Source organism: Pristimantibacillus sp. Z349TD_6, assembly GCF_056173205.1.
This window is the reverse complement of record NZ_CM149662.1, coordinates 1337842-1352328: the sequence shown is the minus strand read 5'-3', so window position 1 is coordinate 1352328 and position 14487 is coordinate 1337842. Positions and strand designations below refer to the sequence as shown.

Below are 14487 nucleotides of genomic sequence, written 5' to 3'. Positions count from 1 at the left end.
CTAGTATTGTTCCAAGCTGATTAAGCCTAAACGCTGTGCTTCCTTAATTGCTTCCGAACGGGACCGCACGTTGAGTTTATCAAATATACGCGACAGCTGATATTCAACATTCCGCTGGCTAACATGAAGCATGGCTGCCAATTCTTTATTGCTAATTCCAGTAGCTACTTCATGTAATATGGTCTGTTCTTTCTCATTAATCGACACATCTTCAACAGCTACTTCTGTCCGTCCGATCGTTACTTCATGCCTTCTAAGCTGCTTCAACAGGGTGATCGGTATAACCGTGTCCCCTCTCATCGCACATCGAATCGCATTATGCAGCTGCTCTCTTGATACTGTCTTGGAAATAAAACCAGAGACGCCTGATTCGATCAGCAAGTTAAAATGCGAGCCAATCTCATAGCCCGAGTAAATAATAACCTTGCGCTCCGGATCCTGTTGAATAAGACGTTTCGTTAATTCCAATCCACTAATGCCTGGCATATTCAAATCACATAAAATGAGATCAAATTGCTGGATTTGTACAATATCGAGCGCCTCAATGGCGGACAAAACGACCGATACCGACATCTCGCTGTCTTGCTCAATCATTGTTTTGGTTCCTTCTCCGACAGAAGGATGGTCATCAACTAATAAGATACGAATCACGCGATATACCCCTCTCCGATCTACCGGCTGTCATGATCTCTGGCAGCAAGATGACAACCTCTAAGCCGTTACCGCTTTCCGAATAAAATGATATGTCACCTTCCAGACCAGTCACCCGCTCTTTAATGCCTGACAAGCCCATATGTTCAAAAGAAACACTCATTTGATTTACATCCATACCGACACCATCATCTTGATATCGGAAATATATCGTTCCTTTGCGCAGCTCAAGCTCAAGAACAACTAATTTAGCTTGAGAATGTTTGTCCGCATTACGCAGCAATTCCTGTACGATCCGGTAAATCGCCGTAATTTGTTCCTCGTTAAGCGGACGATTAAATGATTTTGCGCGAAAATCCACTGCAAAGTTAACACGCATTTGAGTATGCTCGATAATCGATTCAACAGCCTCGACTACTCCCATCTCCTTCAAAAGCGGTGGACGCAGTTCATTGCAAGTTTCACGAATTTGATGGATAACATCGAGTAATCCTTCTTTAATATCCTCCAGCTCGCGTCCCAAACTATTCGAAATCGGATAGTCCATCATAATGGCTTCAAGCTTCCGGTACCAAAGCAGCTGATCTTGCAGCGCTGAGTCATGCAAGTCAGCAGCAAGTTTTCTTCTCTCGTTCTCAGACAAACAGAATAGAAGGCGCAGCACCCATGGTGAAGTTGAATGCTCTTTGCGAACCTCCGACTCTAAATCCTCAATTAAACCTTCAATTAAATATAGATTCTCAAATACGATGCTGGAATAATTGGACATCGTCTTAAGCCAACGAAGCTCGTCCGAATTAAAGCGCGTATGATTGGTTTTCATGCCGATCCACAAAATATGGTACCTTGACCTTTGTCTGCCTATTACGAGACCGAGTCCATAAGGCAGCTCGATTAATTCGCCCACCTGTAAGGAATTTACAGTTCCGAGCAAAAACTCGGCAGTGATAAGTTCCTCAGGATGATCGCCCATCGGGTATACGGTATTCTCCGTTTGCTCAATAAGTAAAAAAGTAATCCGACTAACTGGCAGCAGATCACTAATCTCTTGTTTAAGCACAGCTTCCAAATCGCTTTGCTTCATTACTCTAGCGATTTTTCGCGAGAAACGATCCAGACTATCCTGATAACTATACATCGCCTTAAAGAGCTTAGGTCTGAACCTTTGATCAATTTGTTCCTTCCCATATAAAAACAACGTCATTCCGATGTAAATGACAAAAAATACGCCAAACCACGCGGACCATGACGGATTGTTCTCTCCTAGTAATACGAACGCTACAAGTGCCGCCACAATGACAGCTGGAATAAAGGCTAGCGCCGTATAATATTTAAATCTAGTTAGAATAAAGTCAATATCAAATAATTGATTTGAGGTAGACAGATAGAAATAAACGATAGGTAATAAGAATAGGAATAGCGCAGTAAAAGCGGCTGGAAAAACTTGGTCTTTGCCAATAATTTGAGGCAGCAAGTTCATTAATGCAAACGGAGTAAAAGCAACTAGATGCGAGATCAACGTGATTGTGAACAGAGAATGCAGCTTTGTACGCCGGTGCTTGATAAACTTTCGCACAAGCATATAAACGCATACAAAATTACCTATCAGCACAGAACTGCTATAGGCTATTTGAATATAGGTATAGATATTGTTTGACGCTAAATTTGTCCAGATATAAATCAAGCTTATGATCCCTACAAAACCCACAATCCCATATAAAGTGTTCAATATTGATTTACTAATAAAATGAACATCGAATCGCTTTAAATAAATGTTCATGAAGCTCATAAACAGCAATGGTATGTTGGGTAGAACCAAATAAATAATAGTAAGCCCTACAGAATCGCTTCGACTTGATGCTGCAGAACTATAGTAACTTAAGCCAATCGAAATAAAAAACAAAATAAGAATGATTACAGCCTTATCATTCCTTCGTTTTGCATACAAAAATCCTGAAAATGCACAAAAAATAATGAGTGAAACACCAGGGATATACAACTGAATCAGCAGCTCCCATAACGAATGGTCGCCTGTCCACCCCTTGGGAAACTCAATTTTCTGTGTAACTTTATCCTTATGTAAAACAAGAACGTAATCTGCGGATTCAATTGAATTATATTTCTTCACATACTCAAAATCCTGTACTGAATCACCGTTTATTTCTAAAATCTGATCGCCTATTTCAATACCTTTTACATCCGCTTGTCCCGCTGGTTCTATCGACTTAACAAAATAACGATTACCTGGCTCCTCCACTAGTACAGCACCGATTGAAGGAATTCTTACGATTACCGAGGTTAAGTATAAAACAGAACCTAACAAGACAAACAGGAAGAGGATTGCAACAATTCGGTTAAATAAGTTAGGTCTCATGCACTCCTCTTCCTTCCTTACAAATCAGTATGCTAATTCCACATGTATGCGTAGCCGCTATTTTTTTCGTTTTTGTTCTTTAGTTCGCCAAGAAGAGCGCGTTGTTCAGCAACTGAAACACCTGCTACTTGCAATTGTCCACCCATAGCCATAGACATTTTTTCAGTGTTGCTTACCAACTGACGAATAGCTTCTTTTAACATATTAACTCCTCCGCTTCTCTACTACTATATTAGTAATCTTTTCTTCTTCTCTACTATAACAGGAATAGATACGACAGGAAACGCAAAAGTGATTCGTATTTACCGAAAGACGTTTTGCGTGGTTTGTTGTTATGCATTTTTAGAGTTTATTATGTGCAAAAATTCCGCTTTCCAAGGACTTATTTCCTGTATGGAGTCTACTAATTCCTCAAAGCGATTATAGTGCATCCGACTCATGACAGAGCCATATAATATAGTTCCTGTTCTTTCACAGGTTTCAAGAAAAAGCTCTCTTTTCATCGCAATTTCTTCGGAAGTTAACCGACCCTCAAAATACTCTTTAATCCAGCGATCCTCTTCTGCTTCTCCTTCTATTAAATACAGAGTAAGCAAGGTGCATTTACGTTGAAGAAAATCACTTTTTTCATCCCATCGCAGCAAATCTCGGAGGTCATTTTGAATTTGAGCTGAAACACCTATTTCTAGCGCATATTCTGCTACGGTTTCATTCCAAGGGCGACCAGCCAATATTACGCCGGCCATACACGCTAGTTGAAGAAGCGTAGCAGACTTTTGTTTTACGACATCCAAATAGGATTCCTCGTCGTTCATTTCATTCATAATATCAAGCATTTGACCATTTGCGGCCTTCAAAAGCTGCGCATTCATCATTTCTGTGAGTGCCAATCGAATCTCATGATTAGATGTGCTGCTTAACATTGCTTGCTGCGACAAAGTTAGTAGAGAGGAGGCAACATGAATGGCTATAGGCATTGGGACTTTCATCCAAGGCTTGCTTGGAACATCCTGATCCTGCAAATCATCCAATATATCCGACGCCAAAATAAATAATTCGACTGCAGCAGCTGCTTTTATGGGGTCTTCGCCTTTTCCGCCAAACATGCGGTAATGAATAACCGTCAGTTGACCAAATCGAATCGTCTCTTCAAGCTTGTCCGCAATAAACTGCTCTGCATAACGTGCAAGAGGCTCAGCTGTAAAGAAACGCTGAACCAATAATCGCATGTGTTGACCAATGAGTGGAATACAATCGTTCACAATCGATCCTCCGCCAAATCAAGATCATTATATTATACTACTAAATCGTTACATAAACATACGCTGAAATACAGTTACAAATCGTCCTAACCGATGTAGTGTCCTTATGCCGTTGCAGTCGTCTCTGCGCTTTTGTTTTTTTTGCTTTTGATCTTCTTGCTTCTGACTCTCCCCCTCATTCATTTGATTGATTAAGTTTGTAATCATCTCCATTCTCTTCTCCAATAGTTTTCTGCGCTCGACTGACGGACTTTCGATGCGATCTCGATGATCCATTTACTAAAAAGCCCTCCTTGAGGAATACATGTGCAATAAACATACTTTTAGTTTTTGTTTTTCTTATATGCTGACACTCCCATTCATCTCAACTGCGTGATGCATATAAACGGCTTCCATTGTCATGCCGCCGCCAGGCAGCTGTGCAATAAGTGTAGACGGGTTATCGCAAGTAATGAATTCTCCCTTGCGCATCACGCATACGCGATCGCAATTCCGCTGAATTTCCTCCATATCATGAGAAGCGACAATAATTGTTTTCCCTTGTTGTCTAAGAATCTGCAGCAGTGACCAATAATCACGTTTGGCTTGCGGATCCAGTCCTGTTGTGGGTTCATCCAAAAATATGATTTTTGGATCGTTCACCAATGCGATAGCTAGTGCCGTACGTTGTCTCCAGCCGCCTGATAAACGTTTAACTAGTTTATCCGAATATGGGCTAAGCCCAAACTGTTCAATGATGTGATCCAAATTATTTTTCCGTTTATAAAAACCTTGGAAAAGCTCCATTGCCTCTCGAACATTCATTTTATCTACTAAGGTTGTGCTTTGCAGATGAATTCCGATGTCTTCCTTCAATTTTTCTGCATCCAGCACCACATCATGTCCATAGATGCGTATGCTGCCTTGGTCGGGCATACGAATCCCCATTAGCATCTCTAGCAACGTCGTTTTTCCCGCGCCGTGCGTACCGATAATACCGAATATTTCACCTTCGTTTACTTTGAAGGAAACCTGATCTACTGCCTTATTCGCACCATAGTACTTGCTGACCGAGCTTACCTGAATGATCGTTTGCTTATCCATTCCTTGGTTAACCTCCATTCACACTTAAGCATTGCCTATCACTAAAAGCTATAAGGTGAGATTTATGTTTTGGTATGCGTCATAGTTTCAAGATAACGCATACCGTTAACTTTTTCACCGAAAACCTGTCTAGTAATTCACGCAATTTTTTTGCGTGACCGCAATGCTAGCGCAAATCAAAAGGAAGCTTACTAATGATTCCAAAAGCTGCTATAAACAACCAATCACCTTTATCCACAGAGATATCAACAGTTCTGTATAAATTGTTAGTTAATTCTGTCGATAGTACCTACGTATAAGAGTAGCATTTTAGCGGAATCCGTCGTTTTATAGGTACAATTTCTTACATTTATTTATTTTATCCACGTTATACACATTATCCACAGTTATACACCGCAAATAATATCCCCTTTCCGTTCACATTATTGATCTTTCGTAAATCCAGTGTTTTCGGGCATTTCACTCTTTTATCCACAAAATGAAGCCTCTTTGTGGATAACTTTGTGCACAACACTAATTTTGGTAATTTTTTATTGCTATTTTCTAATTCCGATATAAAGCAAATGTGAAGCTGAACCTAATAAATGAGTATTTTCAGCAGAATCATAAATCATTTGCATGAAATCGGAGAATTGTTTGTTTCCCTGAGACCTCCAATAATCGAACTGCTCCGTTGTAAGTGCTCCTGCAACGCTGGAGGAACCAATCAACTTGACCGTTTCAAATCCTTGCGCTTCCATAAACGGCTTAATCGCATCGATATCATAGTAATAGGCTCCTGTGAATCTGCCTTCATCTGTATGATTAAAAACGCCGGAATCCATAAACTGCTGAATCTCATCTATTGAATCGAGAGGCTTCCAGCTTTGCGGATAAGCAAGAGCATTTAGCAAATGCCTAATACGTGTCATAAAGGCGATAAACACATAACCTCCGCTCCGTGTTACACGATATAGCTCCTTAACCGCCTGTTCACGATCCTCTTCCTTCTGTAAATGATAGAGCGGCCCCATCATCAATGAAGCATCAAAAGTCTCGTCGGCAAACGAGCTCAAGCTTCTAGCATCTGCAACGTGGAAACCTTTAAAACGATCTGTAAGCCCAAGCTCCTCTGCCTTCTCAGCGGCTAATTGTACCAGCCTTGGTGTCAAATCTGTTAACGTGACATCATAGCCGCTAGCAGCTAGTTCCATCGCATATTTTCCAGGCCCGGCGCCATTATCCAAAATATGTCCACGCTCAGGCAAGTAATTTCGAATAAAATGCCAGTTGACGATAAACTCAAGGGGCGCTCTATCGAGACGCCCCCATTCATCAAACTGATTATAATATTGAATAATTATACTCATCGCATATACCTCCTTGAGGTTTTATGCCAACAGCAGCGCTTATTCCCATAATAGAAAGAACTTACTCTTCTATGGGAAAAGCAATCCGTTGGCCTTATGAGAAATTAGTTGGCAGCTTTAGTTTGGACTTCTTCTACTACTCTGCTGCCTGTCGTCATAACTGCTTGATTGCACGCTGAAACATAGGCTTGAGCAGCTGCAAGCACAATATCACTATGAATGGATGTACCGCGGAATCGTTTCTGTTGATGAATAATGCTGACGACCGCTTCACCGTGCGCATCCTCGCCGGTTGATAGCGAATGAAGCTCCAAATCCTCGAACTCCGCTGCTACTGGAATCGCTTGTTGAATGGCATGGATGACTGCCTCAATGGGGCCGCCTCCCATTGCAATATAAGATTGTTCTACACCAAACTCATTCTCACGGATGGTAACCGTCGCTGTACGTGAAGGCTGCGTACCCGCGTGAACATGCAGATCAACCAGTACATATGGATCTGGCTGCGTCTGTGTCAGCTCACCTGCGATACGAATCAATTCATCATCTGTCACGATTTTTTGAGCATCAGCGACTTCCTTGAATTTATCGTACACATCCTGCAGCTGCAGTTCTGTCATATCGATGCCATACTCAGCAAGGCGATGTTTAATCGCATGGCGGCCGGAATGCTTGCCTAATATAATCATGTTCCGCGAAATCCCCATCGCTTCCGGATCCATAATTTCATACGTGTTGCGGTTTTTCAGCAAGCCGTCTTGATGAATGCCCGATTCATGCTGGAATGCATTGCGGCCAACGATTGGCTTATTGTAAGCAATCGGGAAATGCATCGCGCGACTAACCAAACGAGAGGTTTCATAAATTTCGCTAATTTTAATGTTTGTTTCTGCTTGAATAGCATCCTTGCGCGTTTCTATTGCCATAACCAGCTCTTCTAGAGAGCAGTTGCCAGCCCGTTCGCCAATCCCGTTTACAGTCACTTCGATTTGCGTGGCACCTGCATTAATAGCCGAAATACTGTTAGCTACAGCAAGGCCTAGGTCATTATGACAATGGGCACTATATCTCACCGTTTCTCCGCCTCTGGCTTGCTTGCGCACCGCACGGAACAGCTCGCTCATTTCCTCTGGCATAGCATAACCAAGCGTATCAGGCAGGTTAATGATAGTCGCACCTTCCGCAATAACCGCCTCAACGAGCTGAATGACAAAGTCTCTGCCAGATCGTGTGGAATCCATTGCAGAAAACTCGATTTCATCTACGAATTGCTTGCCGTAAGCAACCATATCTCTCGCAATCTTAATGACCTCTTCCCGAGATTTGCGAAGCTGATGATTAAGATGAATATCGGAGGAGGATATAAACAAGTGAAGGCGTCTGCGTGCTGCATCCTGTGTCGCTTTCACTGCAGCGTCAATATCAACCTTTACCGCTCTCGCAAAACCTGCGATCTCTACATGCTGAAGCTCACGTGAAATTTGCTGTACAGCCGCGAATTCGCCTGGGCTGGAAACCGGGAAACCTGGCTCAATAACATCAATGCCAAGCTTGCCAAGCTGGCGTGCAATAATAATTTTACGTTCAGGATCAATCGAAGCACCTGGTGACTGCTCGCCATCACGAAGAGTTGTATCAAAAATTTGGATTTTTTTCATTTCGTTTGTCATTGTTAATTCCTCCTAGGGATTCGTTTGGATGTATTTTTTTAATTTTTGGGTACAAAAAAAAGCGCGACGTCTCCTTGTAAGAGACGACGCGCTTACGCTGCCGTGGTACCACTCTAATTGACCGGTTCTTGCTGCAGAAGCTTAAACAATGCTGCCTTGCAAAAAGGCAATATTGAATAGCTTGCTGCGGGAACCGAGCCCGCTTAAATGCCCGATGACGGCGGCTAACCGTAACGTTGTAGACAAAAACTGTCTTTTATGACAGCTTGCTTCCCACGTTCCGCTCCCAGGCGAGATTCAAACCTCAGCTTCGACTGCGTCACACCACCCCGCAGCTCTCTGTACGATTTCAATTCGTTCATCCGCTTTTGATGAACATATCTTGAAATTCATTTTGCCAGCCTACTGTTCTACTGCTCCTGTTCATTGCGTTTTCACTCTATATGGATTGTTAATAATCATTAATTCGTTAAATCCTTCACTTCAAGACAACAAGAAAAACCTGTCATCTCTTGAATCAAGAGACGACAGGTTATTATGACCCGCGCGGTACCACCCTTGTTGACACCCATACGTTCGCAAACGAGCAGGGACGCCCAACTTAAGCATATGGCCAACTCCGGATGTTGACTCACATGCACCCGATTACGGTGGTTAACCGTAACAATGTACCTGCATGGCTATCAGCATGAACTCATGCTGCCATCGTTTCCACTGTTCCGCTCCCAGGCGAGTTTCAAGCATCCTTCGACTGCGTTGCACCATCCCGCAGCTCTCTTGTGTCATAACGACGTATGAATGATATACATTCATAGTGACGTTTCAGACATTCCCGGACAAGCTTTACTATTCCTGTTCTTTGCGTTTGTAACGTATGAAGTTGAAGTTTGAAGTATTGTTGCTTATTATATGCTCTAATAAATTGTCTGTCAATTCCAATTGAAATAATTTTTTATTAGCCCCTATTCGGCCAATGAATGTGGCATATTGCTCACTGACCAGCTCTCAAGCGATAAACCAGGGTCAGCTTTCATGTCAAGATCTGTGAATTGCGACCGTTTTAGCTTCAAATAAGCCGCTGCTCCAATCATTGCAGCATTATCTGTACACAGCGAATTCGGCGGTATGAGCAGAGGCACACGTTCTGACACGCACTTCGCACTTAAAGCTGCCCTCAAGCCCTTATTCGCAGCCACGCCGCCACAAAGCAGCAGCTGCTTCGCGCCATATTGTTTGACTGCGCGCAGAGCTTTTGTGACGAGCACCTCAGTGACTGACTCTTGGAATCCGCGAGCAAGTGCCGCCTCATTCAGGACTAAGCCCTTCATTCTCGTCTGATTAATAACCGCTAGTACTGCTGATTTCAAGCCGCTAAAGCTAAAATCATAGCTATCCGGTTCCAGCCATGCACGAGGCAAAGTAATCGATTCCTCTGCTTCGACTGCAAGCTTGTCGATATGCGGCCCGCCTGGGTATGGCAAATGCAGCGCCCGCGCTACCTTGTCATACGCTTCACCGACTGCGTCATCCCTAGTACGGCCAACGACTTGGAAATCACCTTCACTTTTTAACAGCACTAACTCTGTATGGCCCCCCGAAACAACTAGCGCCATACATGGATATATAATGTCATGAACGAGCTCATTTGCATAAATATGACCTGCAATATGATGCGTACCGATCAATGGAATATCTAATGCCATAGACAGGCTTTTGGCCGCTACAATACCTACGAGCAAAGCACCTACAAGACCAGGACCTTGTGTGACTGCGATAGCAGACATATCCTTTAGCGTCAGCCCTGATTCCTTGACAGCCTGTTCTATTATCAATGTAATCGACTCTACATGTTTACGCGAAGCAATCTCGGGAACTACACCGCCGTATCGCTCATGTATTTCAATTTGGCTGGACACGACATTCGATAAAATATGTTTTCCACCGCGAATAACCGCCGCTGACGTTTCGTCGCAGCTCGTTTCGATCGCCAAAACAAGATCATTCATTGACTGTTCATTCACTGCCTGTTTCGATTGATTCACATTCATTGCTCCCTTACCTTCAACCGCTCTTTGTCTAGCTCAGCCCACATAATAAGCGCGTCTTCATTGTTGTCCGAGTAGTACCTCGGGCGTATGCCGGCAGGCTCAAAACCGTATTTCCGATAAAGGTTTTGCGCAATTTCATTGGAGGGACGAACCTCTAGCGTCATCTTTACCGCGCCAAAGAAAACTGCCGTCCGCTGCAGCTCATTAAGCAAGCAGTTTCCTAAACCTTGCCCGCGATAATCTGAGCGTACCGCAATATTCGTTACATGTGCTTCGTCCATAATAACCCACATGCCGCCGTAGCCTATTATTTGATCCTCATATTCCATAATCATATAGCGAGCAAATAAGTTGTTCATGAGCTCATTCGTGAATGCTTCCACAGTCCATGGACTCGTAAAGGCTTCCTGTTCAATCGCAACGATAGCGGGTATGTCTGCCATAGTCATCGCTCGAAAAATGAGTTTGTTCACTTCTACTTTCATGCCTTAGCTTCACCTGCCTGCTTTGCCTTCCATACGACCTCAGCCTCAGTTAGCTGAGTGTAGTTAGGAATAAGAGTATGCGGATCTTCTATTAGACCTGACTGCAGTCTTTTGAGGCCAAGCTCTGCTATCCATTTGCCCTCTTGGATATAGGGTTGAAGCTGAACGATAACGCCTGCTGCATCGCCAATCTGCTTCAAGCGCATCGCGCTATCTTCATGAAGCGACAGGTCGCCGACGAGTGAGATGCTCCTTATGCTTCCAGCCGGCAAATTCGCTAATCGCTGCTCAAGCTGATCTACAAAATCTTTCATAATACGAACGCCATCATCCAGCCAGCGAGTCCATTCAGATGCATCCGTCATCGAGAAAGCCGATGTATACACCTGACCGCGCCTTGCATCCATAATCGGAAATACCCAATGCTCGCCATTACGCGCTTTCTCCAGCTCCGCAATTCCGCTCACCTGCTGATGCCAAGCGCCATATGCTATGGCCTCCAAGCTGGACACGCTCACCAGCGGCTTGTTCCATACCCATGCCAACGTTTTTGCTACAGAGATCGCAATACGCATTCCTGTATATGATCCTGGTCCATTCCCAACCGCAATCGCCTCGATGTCCGTATTAGCAAGGCCGCTTTTTCGCAGCATTTCTTGAATATGCGTCACAACGTGGACAGAATGGTTTCTTTCCGCTAATGTTTGAATTTCCGCAAGCACCTCATGACCGCTAACGATAGCAGCTGCCATCGACGCCGTGGACGTATCTAAAGCGAGTATCGGTCCCGTTTGATTTCTCTGCTCATTACTCATCTGTCTGCTCCTAACTTGCTTAAAGCTTCACACCAGCCTGCGTAAATTTCACCGTAGCCGGTCAATTGTATGCGCCGTGCTTCATCGCCAAGATGCTCAATATACAGCTCCAACCGCTCAGCTGGCAGCAGCTCCTTGATCAAGCTAGCCCATTCCACAATCGTTACGCCATCGCCATAAAAATAATCATCCAAACCAAGCTCATCCGCTTCCTCCAGCGAAAGCCTGTAAACATCCATATGATAAAAGGGAAGCTGATTCCCTTCGTATTCTTTTATAATTGTAAAAGTCGGACTATTCACAATGCCTTTCACGCCGATTGCACCTGCAAAAGCTTGTGAAAATCTAGTTTTTCCCGCGCCCAGATCACCATCCAATGCAAGCAATGTACCTGGTTTTACCCAAGAAGCAAGCTGTTCGGCTAGCGTTACAGTGTCTTGTTCCGTTTGTGCCAGCCAAGTGGCATGGCTTATCTGTTGTTGCATGCTATTCACCCGTTCATGTCGAAAAATGATTATATCCGCGTTTCTTAAGCAAAACTCTCTTCTCCAAATGAGGCAGCGACTCTTTTTCCTTAAAAGCTTGATCATGTCGAATGAGCTCAACAGCGGGCTCACCCATCTCGGTTTCCCCAATAATAAAAAAAGGAATACCTTCAAGGTGAAAAGCTGCTCGCATCGCTTCCGCATGCTCTGGTGCTATCGTGCCTAGCAAGACGTAATCTTCTCCGCCATACAGCATCCATTCCAGCGGATCTATTCCTACGCTTGAAGCGTAAGCGGCCAAGCTGCCGCTCTTTGGCAGAAGCTTCTCATACAGCACGAGGCGAAGCCCCGACGCTTCAGCAATTTCCCATGCTTCGCTCGCGAGGCCGTCGCTTACATCATTAAGTGAACGACAGCTCCCATGCTCAAGCAGCAGCCTTCCGGCACGCACTGAAGGAGTTGGCCGCTGATGCGCCTGCACAAGCAAACCTTCCCTGCCCGCGCCGAAATCCGCGGGCTGCAGCACCGCGCGCTCCTCCTCTGCAAGGAGCGCATGCAATCCCGCCGCCGACATGCCTACGGCGCCGGTCACAAACACTGCATCGCCCGGCTTTGCGCCCGAGCGACACAGCTCACGCCCGGCTTCCACGGTGCCAACCACCGTTACAGCGACAACCAAATGCTCCGGCGCCGACGTCGTATCGCCGCCTACAATGGCAACCCCGTAGCGCTCGGCGCACTCGTACAGCCCATCATACAGCCTCCGCATTCGCTCCGGCGTATACGATGGCGGTACGCTGACCGAGACGAGCGCATGCAAAGGCACGCCTCCCATCGCGGCAATATCGCTAATGTTGGCGGCAAGCGCCTTATAGCCGACATCCTCGTCCCGCATCGTCGACGGCTTGAAGTGTACCGTCTCCACCATCGTGTCGACGGCCAGCAGCATCCGCTTTGGAGCAGCAATGCCATCCGCAGCAGAAGCGGGATCAACTACGGCGGTATCATCGCCTATCCCTATAACCACGCCGCGCTCGCGCTGCCAAGCACTTCCTTGCCTGCCTGCCGTCCAATGATGAATACTCGCAAACTCATCCAAATTGCCGGTCTCCTTCATCTCAAAGCAAAAGTGGGTCGATCTGTGCAAGCCAAGTCGGCCTCGCATTTCTTAGAAACTGACTAGGGCATGTCTGAAAACCCGTTCAGTGCCACCTTTCACCGCCTTTTCGCCCCCTGCTTCGTTCCGTTTGCTTGACGTACCCCTGGTACGCCTTCACAAACACGCCTTGCATGGAACGAAAATTCGGCAAAATTTGCTGTCCTCAGAGTTCTCAGACACGCCCTACTACCATCATTAGTGAATATCCCGTTTCTTAAACCGTCCGCCCTTCACATCGTGAATATTGCCGACGGCAAGAAACGCCACAGGGTCAAGCTCATGAACAATCGACTTCATCTTCGCTTCTTCAAGCCGCGTAATGACACAAAAAATAACGCGCTTGCTGCCGCCAGTAAAGCCGCCTTCGCCATGCAGGTAAGTAACTCCGCGTCCTAAACGGCTCATAATCGCTGCGCCGATTTCCTTCGCTTCATCGCTAATGATCCACACCGCTTTTGATTCATCGAAGCCCTCGATCGTGATATCAATCAATTTATAAGCAATGTAATACGCGATAAGCGAATACATCGCCCGATCCCAGCCAAACACGAAGCCTGCACTGCCGAGAATGAATAAGTTGAAAAACATAACGGTCTCGCCAACCGAAAGAGGAATACGCTTATTAAACACGATTGCAACAATTTCGGTACCATCGAGCGATCCGCCAAAGCGAATAACCATGCCAACGCCAATGCCCAAAATGACACCGCCGAATATAGCAGCTAGAAAAGGCTCTACCGTAAGAGGCGGTACAGGATGAAGCAAAAACGTTCCTAGCGACATGACCGAAACGCCGTACAGCGTCGATATTGCAAAGGTTTTGCCGATTTGCTTGTAACCAAGAAACAAAAATGGAAGATTAAGAAGAAAGAGAAAAAGACCCAGCGGCACTTTCGTTAAATAGGAGGCCATGATCGATATGCCGACAATACCACCATCAATAATATGATTTGGTACTAGAAAGATTTCCAGCCCAACTGAGACGAGCGCAGCGCCTAGTGTAATAAACAGCACTCTTCGCAACACTTCGAGCTTGGACAGTTTGTGGTGCTGTAATGATCCCATAAATGTACGCACATCCCCCTATTAGCTCTATTTCTCATTAT

General features: G+C 45.0%; 14 protein-coding genes. All 14 read right to left on the bottom strand.

Going from position 1 to position 14487, the window contains the following annotated elements; genetic code table 11:
• Complete coding sequence (locus AC0VYE_RS05805; RefSeq protein WP_076269667.1) at positions 1–651, bottom strand: response regulator transcription factor; 651 nt, start codon at positions 649–651, stop codon at positions 1–3.
• A complete protein-coding gene (locus tag AC0VYE_RS05800) occupies positions 629–3025 on the bottom strand; it encodes an ATP-binding protein (RefSeq protein WP_076269666.1) in 2397 nt (798 codons plus the stop codon). The genes AC0VYE_RS05805 and AC0VYE_RS05800 overlap by 23 nt, the downstream gene beginning before the upstream one ends.
• 32 nt (positions 3026–3057) lie before the next feature.
• Positions 3058–3228 (bottom strand): competence pheromone ComX, encoded by a 171-nt coding sequence (locus AC0VYE_RS05795; RefSeq protein WP_161807554.1) that lies wholly within the window; start codon positions 3226–3228, stop codon positions 3058–3060.
• A 129-nt stretch (positions 3229–3357) separates the two neighbouring features.
• The gene (locus tag AC0VYE_RS05790) at positions 3358–4287 is read right to left on the bottom strand and encodes a polyprenyl synthetase family protein (protein WP_475446639.1); all 930 of its coding nucleotides are present in this window, start codon (positions 4285–4287) and stop codon (positions 3358–3360) included.
• Positions 4288–4335: 48 nt separating this feature from the next.
• Positions 4336–4563, bottom strand: coding sequence for a hypothetical protein (locus tag AC0VYE_RS05785; protein ID WP_076269664.1), 228 nt, complete (start codon positions 4561–4563; stop codon positions 4336–4338).
• A 63-nt stretch (positions 4564–4626) separates the two neighbouring features.
• Positions 4627–5370, bottom strand: coding sequence for an ABC transporter ATP-binding protein (locus AC0VYE_RS05780; RefSeq protein ID WP_076269663.1), 744 nt, complete (start codon positions 5368–5370; stop codon positions 4627–4629).
• 536 nt (positions 5371–5906) lie between these two features.
• Positions 5907–6719 (bottom strand): methyltransferase domain-containing protein, encoded by an 813-nt coding sequence (locus AC0VYE_RS05775; RefSeq protein ID WP_475446636.1) that lies wholly within the window; start codon positions 6717–6719, stop codon positions 5907–5909.
• A gap of 104 nt (positions 6720–6823) precedes the next feature.
• A complete protein-coding gene (locus tag AC0VYE_RS05770; protein ID WP_475446634.1) occupies positions 6824–8389 on the bottom strand; it encodes a 2-isopropylmalate synthase in 1566 nt (521 codons plus the stop codon).
• Between the two features lie 962 nt (positions 8390–9351).
• On the bottom strand, positions 9352–10395 hold the full coding sequence (gene tsaD, locus AC0VYE_RS05765; RefSeq protein ID WP_144376825.1) for a tRNA (adenosine(37)-N6)-threonylcarbamoyltransferase complex transferase subunit TsaD: 1044 nt from the start codon (positions 10393–10395) through the stop codon (positions 9352–9354).
• A gap of 38 nt (positions 10396–10433) precedes the next feature.
• Positions 10434–10922: a ribosomal protein S18-alanine N-acetyltransferase gene (rimI, locus tag AC0VYE_RS05760; protein WP_076269659.1), complete on the bottom strand. Its 489-nt coding sequence runs from the start codon at positions 10920–10922 to the stop codon at positions 10434–10436.
• On the bottom strand, positions 10919–11737 hold the full coding sequence (gene tsaB / locus AC0VYE_RS05755) for a tRNA (adenosine(37)-N6)-threonylcarbamoyltransferase complex dimerization subunit type 1 TsaB (RefSeq protein WP_475446632.1): 819 nt from the start codon (positions 11735–11737) through the stop codon (positions 10919–10921). The genes rimI and tsaB overlap by 4 nt, the downstream gene beginning before the upstream one ends.
• On the bottom strand, positions 11734–12222 hold the full coding sequence (tsaE, locus tag AC0VYE_RS05750) for a tRNA (adenosine(37)-N6)-threonylcarbamoyltransferase complex ATPase subunit type 1 TsaE (RefSeq protein ID WP_475446630.1): 489 nt from the start codon (positions 12220–12222) through the stop codon (positions 11734–11736). Before tsaE ends, tsaB begins: the two co-directional genes overlap by 4 nt.
• A 13-nt stretch (positions 12223–12235) precedes the next feature.
• Entirely contained in the window at positions 12236–13339 is a 1104-nt protein-coding gene (thiL, locus tag AC0VYE_RS05745; RefSeq protein ID WP_475449452.1) for a thiamine-phosphate kinase, read from the bottom strand.
• Positions 13340–13576: 237 nt separating this feature from the next.
• Entirely contained in the window at positions 13577–14446 is an 870-nt protein-coding gene (locus tag AC0VYE_RS05740; RefSeq protein WP_076269656.1) for a YitT family protein, read from the bottom strand.
• Positions 14447–14487 lie beyond the last annotated feature (41 nt).